A 23,282-nucleotide genomic window follows, 5' to 3' on the forward strand; every position below is an offset into this window, starting at 1 on the left:
ATCTGCTGCCCACGCGCTCGGGCGGGGTCTGGGAACCGCACGACCACGGTCACGATCATGATGCGGCGCATGAAGAGGCCCGCGAAGAAGGACATGGCGGAGAGCATGACCACGGCCATGACCATGAGCACGGCCATGATCACGACCACGGGCATGACCACGACCACGGGCATGACCACGACCGCGGACATGACCACGACCACGGACATGACCACGACCACGGACATGACCACGACCACGGACATGACCACGACCACGGACATGACCAGGAGCACGCACATGGCCACCAGGACGCCCACATCTGGCTGTCGCCCGACAACGCCCGGGCGATCGTGACGCAGCTTGCGGACCGACTCGGGGAGAATTTCCCCGACAAGGCCGGCGCCCTGGAAGACAACCGTGACCGCATGCTGGAACGCATCGACGAGTTCGATGCCGAACTGAAAGAGCGCCTGGAACCGGTGCGCGGCGAGGCCTTCGTGGTGTTCCACGATGCGTACCAGTATTTCGAGGCGCATTACGGCCTGAACGCGGCCGGCTCCATCACCGTCGACCCGTCCCGCAGTCCCGGGGCACGGCGCATCAGCGAACTGCGTGATCGCCTGTCCGCGGATGATGTCACCTGCCTGTTCACCGAGCCGCAGTTCCGCCCGGCGCTGGCCGAGACCATTGTGGAAGGTCACGCGACGCGTCTGGGGCAACTGGACCCGGTCGGCGTCGACATCCGGCCCGGCCCGGACGCCTGGTTCGAACTGATGGAAGACCTGACCGACGGCTTCCTCGACTGCATGAAGCGCGAATAACCGCACGCCGCAAGGCCCCTCGCTTGTAACGGGCCTGCTTGCGCACCGAGGGGGGCCTGCCAGCAGGCTCGCTACGCGGGGCCTTGCCCCGCGCGGCCGTTGTCGGCCATCACCACCCGGTCGCGCCCTTGACGCTTGGCGCGGTACAGGGCCTCGTCCACCCGACGCAGAAGTGCCTTGCGGGGTTCGCCCGGGCGGTGGCCGGCCACCCCCAGGGAGATGGTGATCTGTCCAACCTGCGGAAACCCGTGTTCCGCAATCCGCGCCCGCACCGCCTCGGCCACCACTCCGGCCTGCGCCACCGAATCCCCGGGCAGCAGGATCATGAACTCCTCGCCACCCCAGCGCCCCAGAACATCCGCCTCGCGCAGGCGCTCCTCCGCGATGCGCACCACCTCCTGGAGCACGAGGTCTCCGGTATCGTGGCCCCAGGTATCATTGACCCGCTTGAAATGGTCGAGGTCGAACATCACCAGTGCAAACGGCGTCCCGTAACGGTCCGCACGCTCCGCCTCGCGATCCAGAAGACTCTCGAAATAGCGGCGGTTGGCGGCCCCCGTCAGCCGGTCGAAGAACGCCTGGCGTTCGAGTTCCGCGTTCACATGCTCCAGCTGCTGCTGGGTGTACTTGAGTTCGGTCACGTCCACCGCGGTGGCCGCACTGCGCGTCACGTTCCCCTCGGCATCCGCCACCGGATAGCAGCGCAGACGGACCCAGCGAACACCACTGTTCGGGTGCACCAGTCGGAAGGTCTCTTCCCCGCCGGTGCGTCGCCCCGTTTCCGTGCGGATCACGTCCGCGACCCGAGCCCGATCATCGACATGCACCGGGTCCAGCAGCGCCGCCGGTTCGGCGTACAGCCGTTCCTGGCTGACGCCCCAGAGACCCTCGAAGGCCGGGTTCACGTACAGCAGGCGCTCGTCCTCGCGCAGCCAGAACACCTCCTCGACGCTGGAGGCCAGCTGGCGGAAGCGGGTCTCGCTCTCGCGCAGGGCGTCCTCGATCGCCTTGCGCCCAGAAATGTCCCGAATGATGGTCGAAATCTGGCGTACTTCGCCGCGCTCGCCGCGACGCACGATAACGACCTGCGAGACCGGCACCTCGCGCCCGTCGCGGTCCACCACCGCAGTCTCGCCCTGCCACACGCCATCCCGCAATGCCACCGGCATCGCCTCCTCGAGGCTCTGGCGCGCCGCCCAGGGCGGCTGGAAGCGATGGACCGTGTTCTCCACGCTCCGTCCCTCGCCGGGCAGACCGTGCGTGTCCCAGCCGGTCCCGGAGCGCCACGGCTCCGCAGGGGCCTCGGGCAGTCCGAACAGATGCCGCCCCGCGGCATTCATGAACAGCATCGCCCCGTCGGGGTCATGCATCGCGACCACGTCCGGCGTACCTTCGAGGATGTCGATCAACCGGCGCTGGTTCTCTTCCAGCTCGAACCATTCGGTCAGATCCTGTCCGGTCCCCACCAGGCGCAACGGACGAGCGTGCTCGTCCAGCTCCACAGCAGCCCGCAGGTGCACCTGTCGCTCGTCACCATCCGGACGCCGCACACGGAAGTGAAGGTCATAGGGTTTGCCTGCCAGGCCCGCGCGCACCGCCGCATCCACCCGCTCGCGGTCGTCCGGGTGCACCGCGTCCAGGAAGCGTTGCAGGCTCGCGCCCTGCGCGTCACGGGTCTGGCCAAGGATCCGGTACACCTCGTCCGACCAGTACATCCGGTCTTCCGCCAGCTCCCACACCCAGCTGCCAAGATGCGCCATGGCCTGCGCCTCGGACAGCTCCCGCTCGCGCTCGCGCAGGGCCTGTTCCGCCGCCATCCTCTCGCTGATGTCGATCATCACCCCGTGCCACAGCACGCTGCCATCCGTCAGGGCCTCGGGGGTAGAGCGCCCCTCGACCCAGATCCAGCCATTCGCCGGGTGGCGTACGCGAAAGCGGACATGCCACGCCTGCATCTCGCGCACCGAAGCCTCGATGCTGGCCTGTACCTGCGGCAGATCGTCGGCGTGCACGCGGGAAAATGCGATGGCCGGATCACGCATCACCTGCTCCGAGCTCACGCCGAAAACCTGCTGCGCCCCGTCGCTGGCGTACGGAAAGACGGCCCGGCCATCGGGATACTGGCGGTACTGGAAGATCGCGCCGGGCAGGTTGCGCGCGGCCTTGGCCAGACGGCCCTCGCGCTCCTGGCGCACGGTTTCGTCCTGGAACGAGACGACGACGCCTTCGATTGCACCGTGCACGCCCCACAGCGGCGCCGCGTACACCCGCACCGGAAACGGGCTCCCGTAGGCGCGCCAGAAGGTGTCCTCCCAGGCCTCCACCGGTTCTCCGCTAAGCAATACCCGGTGGATCGGGCACTCCTCGCGGGGATACGGGGAGCCGTCGGGATGCGAATGATGCGAGGTCGCGTGCGAATCCAGTCCCAGCGCCTGCGCCTCCGAGGCAAACCCCAGCAGTCGACAGGCTGCGGGATTGAGGAAGGTATAGCGGGCATCGCGATCGACCCCGAACACCCCCTCCTCCAGACTCTGCAACAGCCGCCCCTGAAGGACACCGGTCGGATGATGCTCGCCATCACCGGGATCGTCCGCCTGCGCGTACCATTCGCCCATCCGCTGCACGGTGACCAGCGCTCCGTCATCTCCGGCCCGGGTCAGGGTGACCCGCACCGCCAGCGGATCACCAACCTCCACGGCCAGGAGCAGCCGCAACTCCGGTTCGGCCACGGGATCGTGCCGGACCTGCCGCAGAGCCTCTTCCAGTCGTTCCCGCTCCGCAGGCCGGACGAGATCCCCCAGCGGGCATCCGACCAGGTCCCCGGCCGGACGCCCCAACCAGGCCGCAAACCGAGGATTGGTACGGTCGATACGACCCGCCGCATCCAGCACTACCAGGCCAACGGCCGCCCGCGCAAATACGTCCAGCCCCGGGAGCACGGTTTCGGCTTCGGATGTCACGGCAACGGGTACCTTCCAGTGCACTCAGCTCGGTCTTTTACCCTAGCATGGCACTGGGGCAACGACACGCGCGCAAACAGAAACGCCCCCGGAGTCGGGGGCGTTCTCGTGACGTCGACCGCAGAACCCGGGCGCGTCAGCCGTGGGTGCCGCTGCGCGGTTGCGCACCGGCGGCGTCGCCGGCCGGCTCCTGATACGCCACATCCAGCGCCTTGGCCGCGGCCACTTCGTTGAAACGGCGGTTCGGCAGGTTGTGCGGCGACGACTTGATGGTTTCGATGTCGTCGGCCGACTCGGCGAGGATGCAGGCCATGGCCTCGACGAAGGCGTCCAGGGTCTCCTTCGACTCGGTCTCGGTCGGCTCCACCAGCAGGCATTCCGGCACCAGCAGCGGGAAGTAGGTGGTGGGGGCGTGGAAGCCGTGATCCAGCAGCCGTTTGGCCACGTCGCCGGCGGTCAGCCCGGTTTCCTTCGCCTGCTTCTTCAGCGTGACGATGAACTCGTGGGTCGCGCGGCGCTCCGGGTAGGCCAGATCAAAGCCGGCGGCCTTCAGCTCGCGCGCGAGGTAGTTGGCATTGAGGGTGGCGAACTCCGACACCCGCACCATGCCTTCGCGACCCAGCATGCGCATGTACACGTAGGCGCGCAGCAGCACGCCGGGGTTGCCCATGAACGCGGACAGCCGGCCGATGGTCTCGGGCCGGTCGGCCTCCTCGGCCAGGCGGTAGCCGCCCTGCCCGTCTTCTTCCACATGCGGCACCGGCATGTACGGCAGCAGCCGCTCGCCCACGCCCACCGCGCCGGAACCCGGACCGCCACCGCCGTGCGGCGTGGAGAAGGTCTTGTGCAGGTTCATGTGGATCACATCGAAGCCCATGTCACCCGGACGCACCTTGCCGAGGATGGCGTTGAGATTGGCGCCGTCGTAGTACAGCAGGCCGCCGGCCTCGTGCACGATCTTCGCGATCTCCTCGATGCGGCGTTCGAACACGCCCACGGTGGACGGATTGGTGAGCATGATCCCGGCGGTCTGCGGACCCACGGCCTCGCGCAGGGCCTCGAGGTTCACGTCCCCGGTTTCGTCGGTGGAGATCTCGCGCACCTCGTAGCCGCACATGATCGCGGTGGCCGGGTTGGTGCCGTGCGCGGCGTCGGGGACGATGATCTCGCGGCGCTCGGTGTCGCCGCGGGCATCGTGGTAGGCGCGGATCATGGCCACGCCGGTGAACTCGCCCTGCGCGCCCGCCATCGGTGCCAGCGACACGTCCTGCATGCCGGTGACCTCGCGCAGCATCTCCTGCAGCTCGTACATGGTCTGCAGGAAGCCCTGGCTGTGGCTGGCCGGGGCCAGCGGATGGCGGTTCAGGAACCCGGGCAGCATCGCCAGGCTGTTACAGGCGCGCGGGTTGTATTTCATCGTGCACGAGCCCAGCGGATAGAACTCGGTGTCGATGGAGAAATTCTTCTGCGACAGCCGCGTGTAGTGACGCACCACGTCCAGCTCCGAGGCGGCCGGCAGGCCGGGCGCCGACTTCCGCCGCAGGTGCGCGGGGATGGCCGTGGCCGCGTGTTCCTGCGGCGCCTGGGCCACGGCGGAGCGACCGGCGTGGGAATGTTCGAAGATCAGTTTGGTTTCCGTGGTGTTCATGGCGGTTTCTCGCTTCGGTATTCGGGTAGACGGCGCGCCCCGGCGGATCGGCACCGCGCGGGGCGCGCCGGAGGCCTGTCGCGTTACTGGGTCGGGCTCAGCGTCGCCCGGTCGTCCAGCGCGGCGAAGACCGCGTCGTAGTCGGGTTCGTCGCCGATCTCGGGGACCAGCTGGGCATGCATCACCAGATTGTCGGCATCCAGCACCAGCATCGCGCGGGCGGTGATCCCGGCCAGCGGTCCGTCCTGGATCAGCACGCCGTAGTCCCTGGCGAAATTGCGATCGCGCATCATCGACAGCACCGTGACGCGCTCCAGCCCCTCCACGGAGCAGAAACGGTCCATCGCGAAGGGCAGATCGGCGGAGACGATGAGTGCATGCACGTCGGGGCGCTGTTCGACGAACTGGTTGATCTTCTTGGTCGACTCGGCACACACCGGCGTGTCGAGACTGGGCACGATGTAGATCATCTTGCGCTTGTCGCCGAAATCGGCGAGCGAGACATCGTTGAGGTCCTTGCCCGTCAGGTTGAAGTCCGGAGCCGGCGAACCCACGTGGGGCAGGTCGCCGTTGGTGTGGATCGTGTTGCCCTCTAGCTTGGTCTCGGCCATGTCAGCCTCCTCGGCGGTTGGGGTATGGCACGTCGCGTGGAGTGACTCCCCGCTCAGGCCGCGCGGGCCTTCTCACAGGCAGTCACGTACTGCTCCAGATCGTTCTCGTTCTTGGTCTCGGTCACGCAGGCCAGCACGCAGCCGTCCAGCGCCGGATAGTCCCGGCCGAGGTCGTGCCCGGCGAGCACGCCGGCGTCGGCCATCGCCTGCAGCTGCCCGGCGGCATTGCCACCGAAGTCCAGCGCCACCTCATGGAAATATTCGCCGGTGAAGCGCGGCTTGATGCCCTTGGCGGCGAGCTTTTCCACCAGGGCATGGGTGTTGGCGTAGCAGGCCTCGGCCACGCGGGTCAGGCCCTCGTCACCCAGCATGGACATGTGGATGGTCGCGGCCGTCACCACCAGCCCCTGGTTGGTGCAGATGTTGGAGGTGGCCTTGGAGCGGCGGATGTGCTGCTCGCGGGCCTGCAACGTCAGCACGAAGCCCGGCTTGCCGTCAGCATCCTCGGCGCGCCCGACGATGCGCCCCGGCATCTGCCGGATGTGCTTCTTGCGCGTGGTCATGAAGCCGAAATACGGCCCTCCGGAGGACAGCGGCGCGCCCAGCGGCTGGCCTTCGCCGACCACGATGTCGACGCCGTTGCCGCCCCACTCGCCCGGCGGCTTCAGCAGCGCCAGCGAGACCGGATTGACCACGCCGATGACCGGGATCTCGCGCTCCTCGGCCCAGCCGGTCAGGCCATCCACGTCCTCGAGGATGCCGAAGAAGTTCGGCTGGCTGATGATCATCGCGGTGATGTCGTCGTCGGCGTGCGCGGCCAGCGCCTCCACCGGGGTCTGCCCGGTGGTCTCGTCGAACGGGACCTCGACCAGCTCGATGCCCTGATTGCCGATCAGGGTGTCGATCACCCGGCGGTACACCGGATTCAGCGCACCCGGGACCAGCACCCGCTTGCTCTTCGAGCGGCGGTTCACGCGCACCGCCATCAGCACGGCCTCGGCCAGCGCGGAGGCACCGTCATACAGCGAGGCGTTGGAGGCCTCCATGCCGGTCAGACGGGCCATCATGGTCTGGTACTCGTAGATCAGCTGCAGCGTGCCCTGCGACGCCTCGGCCTGGTAGGGCGTGTAGGCGCTGTAGTACTCGCCGCGGGTGGCGATCTGCCATACGGCCGCCGGGATGTGGTGCTCGTACGCCCCGGCGCCAATGAAATTCGAGGGCATGCCGTCGCGGGCGGCCCGCTCCTGCATCAGGCGGGAGATCCCCATTTCGTTGAGACCCTCGGGGATGCCCTCCAGCGGCGGCGCGCGCAGCCCGGCCGGGATCTCGTCGAACAGATCCTCCACGGAATCGGCGCCGATGCGCTCGAGCATCGAACGGATGTCTTCTTCGGTATGCGGGATAAACGGCATGACTTTCTCGCTTTCGCTGACGCGAAGTTCTTCGACGGCGCCCCGGTGTCCGCCGGACACCGGGGTTCGGCCGCCACCAGTGGCTTCAGGATTCGGCTTCGACGTGCGCGGCGTAGGCGTCCGCGTCCATCAGGCCGTCCAGCTCGCCGGCATCCGCCGGCTTCATCCGGAACAGCCAGCCATCCTCGAACGGCGACTCGTTGACCTTCTCGGGGCTGTCTTCCAGCTCCGCGTTGGTCTCGGTCACCTCGCCCCCGATCGGGGCATAGATGTCGGAGGCGGCCTTGACCGACTCGACCGTGGCACAGGCCGTTCCGGCTTCCAGGCTGCTGCCGGCCTCGGGGGCCTCGACGAACACCAGATCACCCAGCAGCTCCTGCGCGTGATCGGTGATGCCGATGGTCACCGTGCCATCGTCCTCGGTACGAACCCATTCGTGGCTCCTGGTGTACTTCAGATCCTTCGGTGCTTCGCTCATGGCGTCTTCCTTATAGCGTTGAAACCCGGTACGCAGTGTAGCGCACTAAAATTGTATGGCTCGCATCAGCCGGAGGGCAGTTCGATCAGCGGTTCGCCGTTGCGCACGAAGCCCGGGCGCACGACCCGCACGGGCAGGTGCTTCCCGCGGATCTCCGCCTCCAGGCGTTCGGCATCGGCCGCGGCGGCCGGCACCCGCGCGAAGCCCACGGACATGCCGAGGCTGGGCGCGAAGCTGCCCGAGGTCACCTCGCCGTCGCCGGCGTCGGTCACGATCCGGGTGCCGCCGCGCAGCACGCCGCGGCCCTCCAGCACCACGCCCACCAGGCGCTGCTGCACACCCGCGGCCTTCTCGCGCTCGACGGCCGCGCGGCCGATGAAATCACGCTCGCCGTCCTTCAGCGCCACGGTCCAGCCGAGGTTGGCGGTCAGCGGGCTGGTCTCGGTGTCCATGTCGGTACCGTAGAGATTCATCCCGGCCTCCAGACGCAGGGTGTCACGCGCACCCAGACCGATGGGGTCGACCCCGGCATCCAGCAACGCCTGCCAGAAACCCTCGGCCTCCGCGGCCGGCAGCATCACCTCGAAGCCGTCCTCGCCGGTGTAGCCGGTCCGCGCAACGAACCACTCGTCGTTCCACACGGCGGAGAACGGCTTGAGCTCGCCCGCGCCGCGCAGGTCTTCCGGCAGCAGCGGCAGCGTCTTGTCCACGGCCTGCGGACCCTGCACCGCGATCAGGGCGAATTCCGGGCGCGGCTCGACGCTGACATCGAAGTCCTGCGCCACCGCCTGCATGTGGGCGATGTCGCTGTCGGCGGTGCCCGCGTTGACCACCGCGCGGTAGGCATCCCCGCCCAGCCAGTAGATGATCAGGTCGTCGATCACGCCGCCGCGCTCGTTGAGCATGCAGCTGTACAGCGCGCGGCCCTCGGTCTTGAGCTTGGCCACGTCGTTGGCCAGCAGATAGCGCAGGAAAGCCTGCGCCTGCGGCCCGTGGATGTCGACCACGCGCATGTGCGACACGTCGAACATGCCGGCGCCGGCGCGCACCTTCTTGTGCTCTTCCATCTGCGAGCCGTAATGCAGCGGCATCTCCCAGCCGGCGAAATCGACCAGCTTGGCGCCGGCGCGTTCGTGGGCGGCATGGAGCGGGGTTTTCTTCAGCGTCATGCTTTTCGTCCTGCAGTTGTTCCGGCGTCGATGGCGTCGCGGTCATCCGCGCATAAAAAAAGGGCGGCCGGCAGGATCACTGCCGGCCGCCCCTCTGTCCTGAAACCTGAGAGTTTGCGCGCCCCGCGGTCCTTGTGGACCCGGGCGATCGCCCCCTTCGGTGGGCCGTCTGCCGGCCGCTCTCCAGAGTTCGCCGTTTCATCATCCCGGTCCTGAAGCCTGAGCGATTCCGGGCGGATGTTGCGCCTTCGGCGTCTGCGGCGCGCACCCGAGGCGCGGCGCGGCAGAACTCTTCCAGGACGATGTGCGGAGCTTTCGTGCCCCGCTGGCGTGGAATCAATTATAGGCGATCCGGCGCCGGAACCCAATGCCCCGGTTCATGCCGGGTACATGGGATCGGGTCCATGGATCAGATCAGCGGCGGATGCCGTCCAGCCCGAACGCCCGCAGCGCGAGCTGGCGCTTGACCGGGACCAGCCCGTCCACCAGCCGCACCCCGGCGCCGCGCAGCTCCGGCAGACCGGCACGGCGGGTGCCGAACAGCAGGCGGAAGCCGTCCATCGCGCGCTGCATCATCGCGTTCTCCGGGCGCCGCGCGCGGGTGTAGGCGCGCAGCCCGCGCGGATCGCCGGGGTCACGCCGGTTGGGGCCGGCCAGCTGGCGCAGCAGGGCATCCACGTCGGCCAGACCGAGATTGAGTCCCTGCCCTGCCAGCGGGTGGATGGTGTGCGCCGCATCCCCGGCCAGCACCACCCGCCCGGCGAAGTAGTCGCGCGCATGGCGCGCCACCAGCGGGAAACTGGCGCGCGGCGAGGTGCCGGTCACCGGGCCGGGACCGCCGTCGATCGCGTTCGACAGCTCGCGGATGAAGGTCGAATCATCCATCGCCATCACGTCGTCGGCCTCGGGCTCCGGCAGCGACCAGACGATGGAGCAGCGCCCGTCGCCCAGCGGCAGGAAGGCCAGGATGCGCTCGTCGTCGAAACGCTGCCAGGCGGTGTCGCCATGCCCCTGCGCGGTCTCCACCGTGGCCACCACGCCGCACGCGTGATACGGGCGCTCGTCCACCGCGATCCCCGCACGTTCGCGCAGGGCCGAACGCGCCCCGTCGGCCGCCACCACCAGGCGCGCCGAGGCCAGCGGCGCATGCCCCTCGGCGTAGACATCCACCCGATCGGGCCGCAGGTCCACGCTGCGCCACGCGGTCTCCGGCCACAGCGCCACGCCACGCTCGCGCAGGGCCTGCCACAGCACCGCCTCCAGCGCTGCGTTCTCCACCGTCCAGCCGAGTTCGGGCACGCCCAGATCATCCGCGTCGAAGCGGATATGCGCGGGGCCGTGCGCGTCCCACACCTGCATGCCGGAGAACGCATGGGCGCGGTTGGCCGCCAGGGCCTCCTGGACCCCCAGACGATCCAGCAGGCCCATGGCCGCGGCGTTGAGCGTGACCACCCGGGTCACCGGCGCGGTCGCCGGATCGAACGCCGGCGCCGGTCCGCGCTCCAGCACTGCCACCCGCATGCCCGCGCGGGCACAGCCCAGGGCGGTGGCCAGGCCGGTGGCGCCACCGCCGACCACCAGCACGTCCAGCGGCTCGCCAGCGCACGTCATGCCCGCGCCTCCGGCAGCCGCGACAGGGTATGCCGCGGCACCGGCCGCAGCCCCATCGCCCCGCGCGCGAAGGCATCGCGCAGCGGCGGCACCCGGTCGACCGTCATCATGCCCAGGCCCAGCGCGTGACCCAGCAGTCCGTCAACATGGCGCATCCCGCGGGCGAGGAAATCGGTCACCCCGACGATGCGGCGGATGTCGCCCTCGCGCCGGCGCGCCCAGGCCTCCAGCACGTGCCGCCCGCCGGGATCGGCCACGAACGCGGGGCGCCCGTCGGGCTGCGCGCCCTCGCGCAGTACGCCCAGCAGATCGGCCACGTCGCGCAGCGCCAGGTTCAGCCCCTGGCCGGCCACCGGATGCACCGAGTGGGCGGCGTTGCCCAGCAGCAGCGCGCGTTCGGCGAACGGTTGCGGCGCATGCATCCGCTGCAGCGGGAAGCGCAGCACGTCCCCCGCCGGGTGCAGCCGCCCCAGCGCCCAGCCGATACGTTCCTGCAGCGCCGCCATGCGGGCCGGCTCGTCCAGTTCCAGGCGGGCGTCGCAGACCTCCGGCGGGGCCACCCAGACCACGTTCATGCGCCCGTCGGCCTGCGGCAGCAGCGCCAGCGGCCCCTCGTCGGTAAAGCGTTCGAAGGCCTCACCGTCGTGGGCCCGCGACGGATGCACGTCGAACACCAGGGCATCGGCATCGTAGCGATGGCGCTGCACCGGGATGCCCAGCGCCTCGCGGGTGGGCGAGCCCACGCCGTCGGCGGCGATCAGCAGCCGCGCGCGGCAGGACCACGCCCCGTCGGGACCCTCCAGGTGCAGGCGGCGCGCGCCGTCCTCGGCCGCCTCCGCGCCCGCCAGCGTGGTGGCGTGATGACTGCTCACCCCGGCCGCATCCCGGGCCCGCGCCAGCAGGGGATCCAGCGCCGCGGCCGGCACCACCTGCCCCAGGGCCTCGCGGCCCATCTGCGCGGCATCCATGCGCACCCGGCCCAGCCCGCCGCGGCGGCTGACGACGATGCGCCGGATGGGCGCGGCCGTGGTCGCCAGCTCCGCCCAGTAGCCGAGGTCGTCCAGCAGGGTCACCGAGCCGGCCGCCAGGGCATAGCCACGGGTGTCCTCGCGCGGATGCTCCGGATCCGGCGCCGGGCCGCGTTCGAACAGCCTCACCGTGTAGCCGGCGCGTGCCAGGGTGCAGGCCATCAGCCCGCCCACCGGCCCGCCGCCGACCACGGCGATGTCGGTCTCGGTTTGCGTTTGAGTTTGCGTTCCGCGATTCACGGTGGCCTCCATGCGCCTCCCTCTGCCCCGGTTTCAGCGACGTCCGGCCGCGCCGTCGGCCATGCAGGCCTCGATGGCCTCCACGGTCTTCGGGCAGGCCTCGGTCAGCACCTCGTGCCCGTCGCGGGTCACGGCCACGTCGTCCTCGATGCGCACGCCGATCCCGCGCAGGTCCTCCGGGGTCTCGCAGTACGGGCCGAAATACAGGCCGGGCTCGACGGTCATCACCATGCCCGGCTCCAGCTGTCGCCAGACCCCGCCCACGCGATAGTCGCCGACATCGTGCACGTCCAGCCCCAGCCAGTGCCCGGTGCGGTGCATGTAGTACGGGCGGTAGGCCTCGTCCTCGACCAGGGCATCCAGCTCGCCTGCCAGCACGCCCAGGTCCTTCAGCCCGCGGGTCAGCTCGCGTACTGCGACGTCATGCGGGTCGTTCCAGTGCCCGCCGGGATGCACCGCGTCGATGGCCGCCAGCTGGGCCGCCAGCACGATCTCGTAGACCTCGCGCTGGCGCCCGCCGAAGCGCCCGTTCACCGGGAAGGTGCGGGTGATGTCCGAGGCATAGCCGCGGTGCTCGCAACCGGCGTCGATCAGCAGCAGGTCGCCGTCGCGCAGCACGTCGCGGTTCTCGATGTAGTGCAGGATGCAGCCGTTCTCGCCGCCGCCGACGATGGACGGATACGCCGCCTCGGTACCATGGCGATGGAACTCGTGAGTGATCTCGGCGGCCACCTGGTATTCGGTCATGCCCGGGCGGCAGGCCTGCATCGCGCGCCGGTGCGCCCCGGTGGAGATCGCCGCGGCGTGGCGCATCATCTTCAGTTCCGGGGCCTTCTTGAACAGGCGCTGCTCGTGCAGGTGGTGTTCCAGCGCGGCGAACTCGTGCGGCACCCGCACCCCGCTGCGCGCCGCGCGCCGGCGCACCTGCTGCAGCCAGCCGAACAGCCGCCGGTCGAAGCCCTCGTCGCGGCCGAACGGCGCGCACAGCTCGCGGCGGTTCTCCAGCAGTCCGGGCAGGATCTCGTCGATGTCGTCCACCGGGAACGCGCAGTCGGCCCCGAAGTGTTCCATCGCCCCGTCGGGCCCGGCGCGGCGTCCGGTCCAGGTCTCCATCTTCGGGTCCCGATCGCGGCAGAACAGGATGTATTCGCCGGCCTCGCGCCCCGGGGCCAGCACCGCGATGGCGTCCGGTTCCTCGAAATCGGTCAGATAGAGGAAATCGGAGTTCTGCCGGAACGGGTATTCGACGTCGCGGTTGCGGGTGGTCTCCACCGCGCCCGGGATCACGATCAGGGCATCGCGCCCGGCCGCGCGCATCAGGCGCTGGCGGCGACGGGCCAGCTCACCGGCGGGGATCTGCGGCGCGCGGCTCATTGCATCGGGATCCGGGTCGGATTCTCGGGGGCCAGCTCGTCGGCGATCAGCAGCACGCCCACGCGCACGTATTCCAGCAGCTCTTCGAAGTCCTTTTCCGAGGCCTCGCTGTCTTCCGGCTCGGGGTCCATGCGCGCGATCTCGGCCAGATCCCGCAGGATCTCCGCCGACTCGGCCGACGGCTTGAGCCCGCCCAGCCGCGGCGTCTGCCCCAGCCCGCTGATGAAACCGTCGGCCCATTCCGACAGCGCCTGGGCGCGGGTCTCGATCTCCGCATCCTCCGGCACCAGCGGGGCAAAACCGAGCTCGATGTCGTACAGCTGCGCCAGCAGATGCCGGCGCAGCTCGTCCACCAGCCGGTCGAATGCCTCGGCGGGATTCTCGGTCAGCGGCAGCGCCTCGCCCAGCGACTTGATCAGGAGGTCATTGCCGGCCTCGGGGTCCGCCACCAGGCAGCCGGTGATCAGGCCATGGGCCGAGGCCGGCGTCTGCGCGAACCCCATGGTGCGCAGGCCGTGGGCCAGACGTTCTTCCCGGGACTGCGCCATCAGAAGGCCTCCAGACGGGCTTCGTAGGGAAACAGCAGAAAGCGGTAAAGATCATCGCCCAGCTGCAGATGGGTGAACTGCGGCTCACCCAGGCGGATCTCGCTGGAACCGGTCGCGGACAGCGCCGTCAGGCCGAAGCGCTTGTCACGGATCAGGTCCTCCAGCAGCTGTTCCAGCTCGCCGCGCGGGATCGTGCCGGTGTTGTCCACCACCCGGCACGGCTTGCCGTTGTGGGCCGTGCCTTCGATGATCGTGGCGTCGGGTGCGGGTTCGGGAGGCTGTGTCATGGGTCATATTCTGGCCACCCCCTGCGCGGGTCGCAACACAACCCGCCGGTGTTTCGGTTGACGGTTCCGCCAACCCCCTCCTAGACTCCGTTATTCAGGGACTTCGCTCCCGTTTTTCAAGCCCGAGGCCCGCCCCGCCATGTCCGACAGCGCTTCTTCCGGCAGCCACGCGCCCGATGCCCTCGACCGTCTCGAGGCCGCGATCCTGCGCCTGCTGGACGACAACGCCGAACTGCGCGAGGAAAACCGGGCGCTGCACGAACAGGTGCGCCAGCTGCGTACCGAACGTGCGACCTACCGCGAACGCAACGAGCAGGCCCGCCACCGGGTCGAGACCATGATCGCCCGCCTGCGGGCGATGGAGCAGTCCGAATGAGCCAGTCTTCCGAACCGGTCCGCATCACCATCATGGGCAAGGAGTACCACGTCGCCTGCCCGCCCGAGGAGCGCGCCGACCTGTTCGCCTCCGCGTCCCTGATCGACGAGCGCATGCGCGAACTGCGCGACGGCGGGCGCGTGGTCGGGGCCGAGCGCATCGCGGTGATGGTCGCGCTCAACCTCGCCCACGAAAAGCTCGAGTGCCAGGAAGAGCTGGAACGGATGAAAAAGGGCGGGGCCGACGCCCCCGAACGCCTGCACGCGCTGGCCGAACGCATCGAACAGAACCTGGACCGTGGCACGGACGCCGGCACCGGCGGCCCGACCGAGACCGGCACCACCCGCTCGGAGCCCTGATTCCCGCCACCGGATTCCCCTTCCGCGGAGCCGGGTTGAGCACGCCCCGGGCATCTGGTCCATAATGAACCCGGACGCGTCGCTGCGGCGTTCGAACGTGGCCGGGTGGTACCCTTGAGCCTTAATGCAACACCCAGGGACCGAGTTCTTCCGTTTCGCTGTGCAGGTCCGCCCCCGAGCGGAAAGCCTAAAGATTCGGAGACTTCTCCCACCTGAACCGCTGGTTCAAGGTCGAAGGCCACGACGGCGCCCGCGGGGCGCGTCCTCTCTTTTTTCCTGCCGATCCCCATGACCCCCACGGCCATGTCCACCACCGCGCACGCCCCCGATATCGACGCCCTCGCCCGCGAGGACGCCCGCCGGCTCCGGCGCGAACTGCGCCGTCGGCGTGCCGCGCTGTCCGATGCCCGTCTGGCCGAGCACAACCGCGCGATCAGCGGTCACCTGCTGAAATGGCTGGAACGCTGGCAACCGCGCTGCATCGGCGCCTACCGCGGCCTGCGCGGCGAGGTCGACCTGACCGCGCTGACCTGCGCCCTGGCCCGGCGCGGCACGCGCATCGCCCTGCCGGTGATGGACACCCGCCGCGACGGCCGCATGCATTTCCACGAATGGCATCCCGAAGACCGCCTGTGCCACAACGGCTTCGGCATCGCCGAGCCCTGCCCCGGTGCGCCGCGGGTCTGGCGCCGCGAGATGCAGGTGGTGCTGATGCCGCTGGTCGCCTTCGACCGCCACGGCAACCGCATGGGCATGGGCGCCGGTTACTACGACCGCTACTTCGCACGGCGGCGCTTCGGCATCCACCGCCCGCGCCTGATCGGCGTGGCCCACGGCCTGCAGCAGGTCGAGGCCCTGCCGGTGCAGCCCTGGGACGTGCCGCTGGATGCCGTGGTCACCGAGACCGGCTGGCATGTATTCCCCCGGCACGGACAGGCCACTGCTACCCTGCAGACACCTGACAACGACTGATTCAAGGAACGTGACGACATGGGCTACTGGCTGATGAAATCCGAACCCGACGAGTTCGGCATCGACGATCTCGAACGCGTGGGCGTGGAGCCCTGGGACGGGATCCGCAACTACCAGGTGCGCAACATGATGCGCGACGAGATGAAGAAGGGCGATCTCGCCTTCTTCTACCACTCCAACGCCAAACCGCCGGGCATCGTCGGCATCATGCGCATCGAGAACGAGGCCTACCCGGACTACTGCGCGTTCGATCCCGAGGACAAGCATTACGACCCGAAGAGCGATCCCGACAACCCGCGCTGGCTGCGGGTGGACGTCGCCTTCGAGGAGAAATTCGACGACATCCTGACCCTCGACTGGCTCAAGCAGCAGCCGGAGCTGGCCGACTGCCCGCTGGTGCGCCGCGGCAACCGCCTGTCGGTGATGCCGCTGACCGAGGACCAGTGGGACTTCATCCTCGCCCACGCCAGGCGCGGGCAGGCTCAGGCCGGAAAAAACCGGGGCTCCGCCTGATGGCGACCCTCTACCACTTCGCCCACGACCCGAAGGCCGACCGCATCCGCCTGGCCTGCGGGTACAAGGGCGCGGCGCTCGAGACCCGCGCGGTCGACTGGTTCGACGACGAGACCTTCTTCGAGCTGGGCATCGCGCGCCAGTCCCCGGTGCTCGCCACCGACGACGGCGGCCTGCATACCGACACCACGGCGGCCCTGCGCGCGATCGACGAGCTGTTCCCGAGCGGCGAACCGCTGTCCGCGGGGATCATCGCCGAAGACGCCTGGCAGGCCCTGCTCGACTGGCGTGCCCGCGTGGACGTCGTGCTCGAGCGCCTGTACGCCCCCCTGGCCCCCGGCTACCACGGCATCGGCGAGGACGCCGACGCCCTCGCCGACTTCAAGGCGAACGTGGAACACCGCTTCGGCATGACCCTGGAAGAACTCGCGAACGACCGCTACGACGGCTACCAGCAACTGGCCCGGCTGAGCCGCCTGCCCGAGCTCGCCCGCCACCTGGCCGCCAATGGTTTCTACCTCGGCCACCCCTCCATCGCCGACTGCGTGATCGCCGCCGACCTCTACCCCCTGCAGATGCACGACGGCATCAACCTGCCGGTGGACATGATGTACTACCTGCGCCGCGTCGAGGAGACCTTCGCCACCCGGCTCGACGCCCGGTGGCTCGCCCGCTGAACCACCCCGCCCTCTTCGCGGCCAGGGCCGCTCCCACAGCACCGGTGAAGCCCGCCCCTTGCCGGCCCACTCCTTGTGGGAGCGTGCTCGCACGCGAACAACCGGCTTCCTGCACCCCCGGCTCCACGCCCACCCCGCACTCGCAAGACTCCCACCCAAGGCCCGACACAACAACCCATAAATACCTGTTTATTTAGACTTTTTAAGCCCATCTTCTTTGCTTCTGCCGAAGATTTAGACTGATTCCAATCCCTTTTTTGTGGTTTTAATCACAAAAACACACAATCGATATTGTTTCAGCCCTGAGGCGCGGATAATATCCCCAATCAGGAACAGGGATGTTCCACCCGAAGGGGCCGCTCAACAGGGATGTTGTGCGGTCTTTTCTCTTTTTCACACCCCGAATTTTCACACCCCGAAAGCGTGCCGGATCGGCCAGGGGGCTGGCCTCCTGCGGGCCGGCTACCCGAAACGGTAGTGCTTGCGGATGTCCCGGTGGATCTCCCAGGTGCAGCCCATGCCTGCCGGGAAGGTCACCAGATCACCCTCGCCGACCGTGACCGGCTCGCCATCCTCCGGCGTCACCGTCACCTTCCCCTCGAGGATGTAGCAGGTCTCCGTCTCGTCGTAGTACCACGGGAAGCTGGACGCCTCCTTCTCCCACACCGGCCAGTCGAACACGCCCAGTGCGTCCAGCCGGTCGCGCTCCGGCCGATGTTCCACTTCGATCTTCATGTTGCCTCCTCGGATCGTTTCGATCGTTCTGATCGGTCGGGATGAATGTCGCCCCTCGACGGCGGCCATCGTAGCCCCGCCGGACGCGCCACCCAACCGCATGCACCCACGAAAAAGGGCCGCACAGCGAATGCGCGACCCCCATAAAAAACGGGGCCCCGGAGGGCCCCGCAAAACGGGCTTACACCCGTTGTTATCACTTCATGCGCGATCGCGCTTAGAAGCTGTGACGCAGGCCCACACCGATGTGGGTGCCGTCGTCGGACACGTCATCGTTCGTGTTGTTGGCAGTCACGCCTTCGATGCCGTCGTTCCAGACGTTCACGAAGGCTTCGGTGCGGTTGCTGAAGTGGTACTGCGCACCAAACGCCACGTTGGTCCAGGAGGACTCGCCACTGCCCAGACCGGCACGACGGTTATCCAGCGTGTTGTACTGCACCGCAGCACGCAGGTTGATCTGGTCGGTCACGCGGAAGTTCGCCGGTACCACGACCTGCTCCAGTTTCTCTTCGATGTTGCCGTCATAGTCCCACTGGTGGTACTTCACGCCGACATCACCCTGACCGAAGTCGAAGCTGAAACCGGCATGCCAGGAGTCGATGTCTGCAGCAGTGCCCGCACCGAAGAAGGTCGGAATGCCGGTATCCAGGATCCCGTAGCCGTCGCTGGTGCTGGTCTGCGTTTCATACGCACCCGAGAAGTTCATCGGGCCCATCTCGTAGATGGCGTTGATGGAGTAGTAGCTATCCGTCTTTTCACCCACCGGCGAAATCGTGGCCCCGAAGGTGAAGCCCTGGAAGTCCGGGCTCTGGTAATGGATGCCATCCGCACGCGACCAGCTGTTGATTCCGTTATTGGCACCAACAAACGTACCCGGACGAGTGGCGTTGTCCGCCAGCGTGTCGGTGAAGGCGCGGAACGGCTTCATCGCGTTCTTCATCGCGGTGTCGGAACGGCCCAGGCGCACCTGGCCAAAGTTGCCGTCAACACCGACCCAGGTCTCTTCGTTGGTGGTCAGCGGGCCACCAAAGGTCCCACCGGGACCACCGAAGTTGCCCTGAAGACGGAAGATACCGGTCAGACCGCCACCCAGGTCTTCCGAACCACGCACGCCAAACCGGCTGCCGGCATTGGAGTGGACCAGGTCACGGTTACCGGAACGCGTAGCGGTGCCGGCACCGTCGACGGCACCCACTTCGTACTTCAGCTGACCGAACAGGGTCACGGAATCGTCGGCGGAGGCGAGGGCCGGAGCGGCGGCGAAGGCGCCGGCGACGGCCATTGCGAGAATCTTCTTCTGCATGATGCTTTCTCCCAGGAGGTGAGTTCTTGCTGTCTGTTGCACCCCGGAGCCCGTCGGCCCCGCGATGTCCTGTGTTTTATATACGCCACGGTGTCGTATTTCAACCCTTGTGGCGGAAAAAAACCCGTATTCGATCACGCTTATACGCTTCGGTCTTCACGCGATCTCCCGCGCCAGACTTGCCGAGAGCGCCGATGCGATTTCAAACCATTGAAAAACGGGCTTTTCAGAAATTCCGAATACGCGATTGCACGAAACCGCGTCACGGCCTTCGGTTCGAGCGCCGCGGCCCCGGAAACACGGGTTTCCGGTGCGCAGAAACCGGTGCGCGGCCGTTGCAAACCTGCAACAGAGGGACCCGACACCGCCCTCGCCCGGGCGGGTGTGGCCTTAACACAACACATCGGCCGGGTTGGTCCCATCGGCCCCATCGGCCCCATCGGCCAGAGGGCTGACCTCCTGCGGCCAGACCCTGCCCGGTGGGAGGCCGGCCCTCCGGCCGATTTCACGTCCGGGCCACCCCAGCGCCGGATCGGCCAGAGGGCTGGCCTCCTACCGAACGGGTTATGAGCTGTGCTGTGCGAATTCATACGAACGATCCTATAGCGCGAGGTCGATGGCCAGCAGGGTGACGAACCCGACCAGCACCCCGGTGGTGGCCTGGGCCTCGTGGCCCTTGCGGTGGGACTCGGGGATGATCTCGTGGCTGATGACGAACAGCATGGCACCGGCGGCGAAGGCCAGGCCCCAGGGCAGCAGGAACTCCATCAGGGTGATGGCACCGGCGCCGATCAGCCCGCCGATGGGCTGCACCAGGCCGGTGAGCAGGGTCACGCCGAAGGCGATGGCACGGCTGTAGCCCAGCGACAGCAGGGCGATGGCGACCACCAGCCCCTCGGGCATGTTCTGCAGGCCGATCGCCACGGCCAGCGCAATGCCGTCGCTGACATCATCGCCGCCGAATCCCACGCCCACCGCGAGGCCCTCGGGCAGATTGTGCAGGGCGATGGCGAAGATGAACAGCCACACCCGGCGGATCCTGGCCGGGTCGGCGCCGCTCTGCGGGCCGATCACGAAGTGTTCATGTGGCACGGCCTTGTGCAGCAGCAGCAGGAAACCGCCGCCCAGGGCGATGCCGCCGGCCAGGACCACGATGGCCATGGCCACGCTGCCGTGCTGGGCTTCGGCCTGCTCCACCGCCGGCAGCGCCAGCTCGAAGGCGGTCGCCGAGAGCATGACCCCGGCGCCGAAGCCCATCATCGCGTCCTCCACCGACTGCTTGAGGCGTCGCAGGAAGAAGATGGGGATGGCCCCGACCGCGGTGAACAGCCCGGCCACGAAGCTGGCCAGCAGCCCGATCTGCAGGATCGAAAGCTCGCCCAGCCAGTCTTCCATGTGCGGCCACAGCAGGCTCACGCCCCAGATGAACAGGGCCAGCGCGATCAGCGATCCGATCAGGAAGCTGCGCGGCAGCGGGGTATATTCGTCGGGCTCGGGCTCCGTCTCGCTGTCCTGTGGACGGACCGGATCGGGTTCGGCCATGGTGCGTGCTCCATGCGGGCGTGTTCGGGCGCAGTGTAACGCGGCCCCGGCCTTGATTCCCGGCGCCCAGCGGGTACACTGCCCCCGCTACAAAAATTCCAATCGTCCCAGGAGAGCAGGCATGGCTGGACATTTCCCGTTCGCCGGCAAGCGCGGTACGCGCTACGGCCAGGCCCCGCGCGGCACCATCGCCGCATTCTTCGAGAATCACGGCTTTGGTGAGGAGCTGCAGGAGAAGTACTACAAGTGGTGGTACGACTTCGCCAAGGATTTCGTCGAGAAGGACAGCGACCTGTCCGTCACGATGATCACCCGGTTCAACAGCTACCCGATGGGTACCCACGCCGAGCACTCGTTCCACCTGAACGACAAGTACTGGGCGGAGTGCCTGGCCGAGCTGGGCTCTTTTATCCGTGACGTCATCTTCCCCAAGATGGACGAGAAGGCGATGCACGATCTCGAGGAGAAGCACTCCAAGATGCTGGCCGACCTCGAGAAGGAAGCCGAGGAAAAGCCGCGCGAGCCGGCGCCGGAAGTGGGCGTGTACCGCCACGTCTGAGCACGATCGCGCCGCAATCCCGCGCATCGTCCGGCCCCGTTCGCGGGGCCGGTTTCGTTTGCAACCCCTGAAACCGTCGGAATCCGCGCCCCATGAATGCCGCCAAGCGCCGCGAGATCTTCCAACGCCTGCGGGCGGCGAATCCCGAGCCCACCACCGAGCTGGAATACAACAGCCCGTTCGAGCTACTGGTGGCGGTGATCCTGTCCGCGCAGGCGACCGACGTGGGCGTGAACAAGGCGACCCGGCGGCTGTTTCCGGTGGCGAACACCCCGCAGGCCATCCTCGACCTGGGACTGGACGGCCTGAAGGAATGCATCCGCACCATCGGCCTGTACAACGCCAAGGCCGAGAACATCATGAAGGCCTGCCGCATGCTGGTGGAACTCCACGGCGGCGAGGTGCCGCGCGATCGCAAGGCGCTGGAGGCGCTGCCCGGCGTCGGCCGCAAGACCGCCAACGTGGTGCTGAACACGGCCTTCGGCGAACCCACCATCGCGGTGGACACGCACATCTATCGCGTGGCCAACCGCACCGGACTGGCCCCCGGCAGGACCGTGCTGGAGGTCGAGAAGAAGCTCCTGAAGTTCACCCCGAAGGAGTTCCTGCGCGACGCCCACCACTGGCTGATCCTGCACGGAAGGTACGTGTGCCGCGCACGCCGGCCGGATTGCGGGCAATGTGTGATCCGCGATCTGTGCGAATACAAGGACAAGACCGAGGCCTGATGCGATGTACGGCGACCGCGACCGCATGCGAACCCAGTTCCTGGATGCCTGGCAGAAGGCCCGCAACGAGGAATCCCTGAGCGACATGGAACAGGTGCTGGTCGGCATCATCCGCGACCACCCCGAATACCATGCCCTGCTGAACGACCGCGAGAAGGCCCTGACGGCCGAGTTCCCGCCGGAATCGGGGACCACCAATCCGTTTTTGCACATGTCCATGCACATGGGCCTGCGCGAACAGGCCGCCACCGACCGGCCGGCCGGCATCCGCGACCTGCACCGCCGCCTGTGTGCCCGCTACGGCGAACTGGACGCCGAACACCGGATGATGGAGTGTCTGGGTCAGGCCCTGTGGGAAAGCCAGCGCAGCGGCCAGCCACCGGACGAGGCGCAGTACCTCGAATGCCTGAAGCGTCTGGAGGGCATCATCGGGACATGAATTCACGGGTCCAGGGAGGGACCATGGAACACGATCACGGCTACAAGCACCTGTTCAGCCACCCCCAACTGGTGGCCGACCTGCTGCGCGGGTTCGTCAACGAACCCTGGATCGAACAGGTCGACCTGGATTCGCTGGAGCGGGTCAACGGCCACTACGTCTCCGACGATCTGCGCGAGCGCGAGGACGACATCGTCTGGCGCCTGCGATGGGGCGATGGCTGGTGTTACGTCTACCTGCTTCTGGAATTCCAGTCATCGGTGGACCGCTTCATGGCGGTACGCCTGCTGACCTATCTCGGCCTGCTCTACCAGGATCTGGTGCGCACCGGCGAACTGACGCCCGATGGTCGGCTGCCGCCGGTACTGCCACTGGTGCTCTATAATGGAGAACGACGCTGGAGCGCCCCGAGCGAAGTGCGTGAGCTGATCGCACCGATCCCCGGAGGACTGGAGGCCTACCGTCCGGATTTCCGGTATCTTCTGCTCGACGAGGGGGCCTTCGCGGACGCCGATCTGCCGGCACGCAACCTGGCCGCGGCCGTCTTCCGGCTGGAGCACAGCCGCGAGCCCGAGGATCTGCAGGCGGTCGTCGGGCGTCTGGTGCAATGGCTGGAACACCCGGAGCAACGATCCCTGCGACGGGCCTTCAGCGTCTGGCTGGGTCGAGTGGTCATCCCCGGCCGCTTCGGCGAAACGCTGGCACCACCGAACAATGACCTGCGGGAGATGGAAACCATGCTGGCCGAACGCGTAAAGGAATGGCAGCGCCGCTACGAGCAGCAGGGGCTGCAAAAAGGGCTGCAGAAGGGTCTTGAGCAGGGCCTGGAGCAGGGCCTGGAGCAGGGCCTGGAGCAGGGCCTGGAGCAGGGCCTGGAGCAGGGCCTGGAGCAGGGCCTGGAGCAGGGCCT

The 23,282-nt window shown here is 68.0% G+C and carries 24 protein-coding genes, 1 other RNA gene and 2 riboswitches; of the genes, 11 read left to right on the plus strand and 14 right to left on the minus strand.

Going from position 1 to position 23,282, the window contains the following annotated elements; all coding sequences use genetic code 11:
- The coding region (locus tag G020_RS0112995; RefSeq protein ID WP_029681328.1) for a zinc ABC transporter substrate-binding protein at window positions 1-803 on the plus strand (803 nt) is incomplete at its 5' end.
- A gap of 71 nt (window positions 804-874) precedes the next feature.
- On the opposite strand, the gene G020_RS0113000 is transcribed toward G020_RS0112995, so the two are convergent.
- From G020_RS0113000 to G020_RS0113050, 11 genes are all read right to left on the minus strand, one after another.
- The gene (locus G020_RS0113000) at window positions 875-3,763 is read right to left on the minus strand and encodes a PAS domain-containing protein (RefSeq protein WP_024329911.1); all 2,889 of its coding nucleotides are present in this window, start codon (window positions 3,761-3,763) and stop codon (window positions 875-877) included.
- Between the two features lie 136 nt (window positions 3,764-3,899).
- Window positions 3,900-5,411, minus strand: a complete 1,512-nt coding sequence (gcvPB, locus tag G020_RS0113005) for an aminomethyl-transferring glycine dehydrogenase subunit GcvPB (protein WP_024329912.1) — start codon at window positions 5,409-5,411, stop codon at window positions 3,900-3,902.
- Between the two features lie 83 nt (window positions 5,412-5,494).
- Entirely contained in the window at window positions 5,495-6,022 is a 528-nt protein-coding gene (gene tpx / locus G020_RS0113010) for a thiol peroxidase (RefSeq protein WP_018871265.1), read from the minus strand.
- A gap of 53 nt (window positions 6,023-6,075) precedes the next feature.
- Entirely contained in the window at window positions 6,076-7,434 is a 1,359-nt protein-coding gene (gene gcvPA, locus G020_RS0113015; protein ID WP_024329913.1) for an aminomethyl-transferring glycine dehydrogenase subunit GcvPA, read from the minus strand.
- 85 nt (window positions 7,435-7,519) lie between these two features.
- Window positions 7,520-7,912, minus strand: a complete 393-nt coding sequence (gcvH, locus tag G020_RS0113020) for a glycine cleavage system protein GcvH (protein WP_024329914.1) — start codon at window positions 7,910-7,912, stop codon at window positions 7,520-7,522.
- Window positions 7,913-7,977: 65 nt separating this feature from the next.
- A complete protein-coding gene (gene gcvT, locus G020_RS0113025) occupies window positions 7,978-9,081 on the minus strand; it encodes a glycine cleavage system aminomethyltransferase GcvT (RefSeq protein WP_024329915.1) in 1,104 nt (367 codons plus the stop codon).
- A 92-nt stretch (window positions 9,082-9,173) separates the two neighbouring features.
- Window positions 9,174-9,270: riboswitch (glycine riboswitch) on the minus strand.
- Window positions 9,271-9,278: 8 nt separating this feature from the next.
- Window positions 9,279-9,388, minus strand: a riboswitch (glycine riboswitch).
- A 107-nt stretch (window positions 9,389-9,495) separates the two neighbouring features.
- Entirely contained in the window at window positions 9,496-10,692 is a 1,197-nt protein-coding gene (locus G020_RS0113030) for an FAD-dependent oxidoreductase (protein ID WP_024329916.1), read from the minus strand.
- Complete coding sequence (locus G020_RS0113035) at window positions 10,689-11,972, minus strand: FAD-dependent monooxygenase (RefSeq protein ID WP_024329917.1); 1,284 nt, start codon at window positions 11,970-11,972, stop codon at window positions 10,689-10,691. The genes G020_RS0113030 and G020_RS0113035 overlap by 4 nt, the downstream gene beginning before the upstream one ends.
- Window positions 11,973-11,993: 21 nt before the next feature.
- Window positions 11,994-13,334, minus strand: a complete 1,341-nt coding sequence (locus tag G020_RS0113040; RefSeq protein WP_024329918.1) for an aminopeptidase P N-terminal domain-containing protein — start codon at window positions 13,332-13,334, stop codon at window positions 11,994-11,996.
- Complete coding sequence (locus G020_RS0113045) at window positions 13,331-13,882, minus strand: UPF0149 family protein (protein ID WP_024329919.1); 552 nt, start codon at window positions 13,880-13,882, stop codon at window positions 13,331-13,333. Before G020_RS0113045 ends, G020_RS0113040 begins: the two co-directional genes overlap by 4 nt.
- The gene (locus tag G020_RS0113050; RefSeq protein ID WP_019021130.1) at window positions 13,882-14,169 is read right to left on the minus strand and encodes a hypothetical protein; all 288 of its coding nucleotides are present in this window, start codon (window positions 14,167-14,169) and stop codon (window positions 13,882-13,884) included. The genes G020_RS0113045 and G020_RS0113050 overlap by 1 nt, the downstream gene beginning before the upstream one ends.
- A 139-nt stretch (window positions 14,170-14,308) precedes the next feature.
- Between G020_RS0113050 and zapB the strand changes: the two genes are divergently transcribed.
- The 6 genes from zapB (at window position 14,309) to G020_RS0113075 (ending at window position 17,066) form a co-directional block, all read left to right on the plus strand.
- Complete coding sequence (gene zapB, locus G020_RS0113055; protein WP_018871274.1) at window positions 14,309-14,545, plus strand: cell division protein ZapB; 237 nt, start codon at window positions 14,309-14,311, stop codon at window positions 14,543-14,545.
- On the plus strand, window positions 14,542-14,904 hold the full coding sequence (locus tag G020_RS0113060) for a cell division protein ZapA (RefSeq protein WP_024329920.1): 363 nt from the start codon (window positions 14,542-14,544) through the stop codon (window positions 14,902-14,904). The genes zapB and G020_RS0113060 overlap by 4 nt, the downstream gene beginning before the upstream one ends.
- A gap of 76 nt (window positions 14,905-14,980) precedes the next feature.
- A non-coding RNA gene (ssrS, locus tag G020_RS15100) (6S RNA) lies at window positions 14,981-15,166 on the plus strand.
- 41 nt (window positions 15,167-15,207) lie between these two features.
- On the plus strand, window positions 15,208-15,876 hold the full coding sequence (locus G020_RS0113065; RefSeq protein ID WP_024329921.1) for a 5-formyltetrahydrofolate cyclo-ligase: 669 nt from the start codon (window positions 15,208-15,210) through the stop codon (window positions 15,874-15,876).
- A gap of 18 nt (window positions 15,877-15,894) precedes the next feature.
- Window positions 15,895-16,389: an EVE domain-containing protein gene (locus G020_RS0113070; RefSeq protein ID WP_024329922.1), complete on the plus strand. Its 495-nt coding sequence runs from the start codon at window positions 15,895-15,897 to the stop codon at window positions 16,387-16,389.
- On the plus strand, window positions 16,389-17,066 hold the full coding sequence (locus tag G020_RS0113075) for a glutathione S-transferase N-terminal domain-containing protein (protein ID WP_024329923.1): 678 nt from the start codon (window positions 16,389-16,391) through the stop codon (window positions 17,064-17,066). The genes G020_RS0113070 and G020_RS0113075 overlap by 1 nt, the downstream gene beginning before the upstream one ends.
- 462 nt (window positions 17,067-17,528) lie before the next feature.
- Here the strand turns inward: G020_RS0113075 and G020_RS0113080 are convergent, their stop codons facing one another.
- The 3 genes from G020_RS0113080 to G020_RS0113090 all read right to left on the minus strand — a co-directional run bounded on the left by G020_RS0113080 (window position 17,529) and on the right by G020_RS0113090 (window position 20,646).
- Window positions 17,529-17,801: a cupin domain-containing protein gene (locus tag G020_RS0113080; protein ID WP_024329924.1), complete on the minus strand. Its 273-nt coding sequence runs from the start codon at window positions 17,799-17,801 to the stop codon at window positions 17,529-17,531.
- Window positions 17,802-18,018: 217 nt separating this feature from the next.
- Window positions 18,019-19,104 (minus strand): porin, encoded by a 1,086-nt coding sequence (locus tag G020_RS0113085; RefSeq protein ID WP_024329925.1) that lies wholly within the window; start codon window positions 19,102-19,104, stop codon window positions 18,019-18,021.
- A gap of 600 nt (window positions 19,105-19,704) precedes the next feature.
- Complete coding sequence (locus G020_RS0113090) at window positions 19,705-20,646, minus strand: ZIP family metal transporter (RefSeq protein WP_024329926.1); 942 nt, start codon at window positions 20,644-20,646, stop codon at window positions 19,705-19,707.
- 121 nt (window positions 20,647-20,767) lie between these two features.
- On the opposite strand from G020_RS0113090, the gene G020_RS0113100 reads away from it, so the two are divergent.
- The 4 genes from G020_RS0113100 to G020_RS0113115 all read left to right on the plus strand — a co-directional run.
- Window positions 20,768-21,205 (plus strand): hypothetical protein, encoded by a 438-nt coding sequence (locus G020_RS0113100; protein ID WP_018946289.1) that lies wholly within the window; start codon window positions 20,768-20,770, stop codon window positions 21,203-21,205.
- Window positions 21,206-21,297: 92 nt separating this feature from the next.
- Window positions 21,298-21,933, plus strand: coding sequence for an endonuclease III (gene nth / locus G020_RS0113105; protein ID WP_024329927.1), 636 nt, complete (start codon window positions 21,298-21,300; stop codon window positions 21,931-21,933).
- A 4-nt stretch (window positions 21,934-21,937) separates the two neighbouring features.
- Window positions 21,938-22,372 carry a DUF1841 family protein gene (locus G020_RS0113110; RefSeq protein WP_024329928.1) on the plus strand — a complete coding sequence of 145 codons (435 nt, stop codon included), beginning with the start codon at window positions 21,938-21,940 and terminating at the stop codon, window positions 22,370-22,372.
- Between the two features lie 23 nt (window positions 22,373-22,395).
- Window positions 22,396-23,282: Rpn family recombination-promoting nuclease/putative transposase (locus G020_RS0113115; protein ID WP_024329929.1), on the plus strand; the 887-nt coding region annotated here is incomplete at its 3' end.

It is taken from the genome of Thioalkalivibrio sp. ALR17-21, from assembly GCF_000420185.1.
Classification (GTDB): domain Bacteria; phylum Pseudomonadota; class Gammaproteobacteria; order Ectothiorhodospirales; family Ectothiorhodospiraceae; genus Thioalkalivibrio; species Thioalkalivibrio halophilus.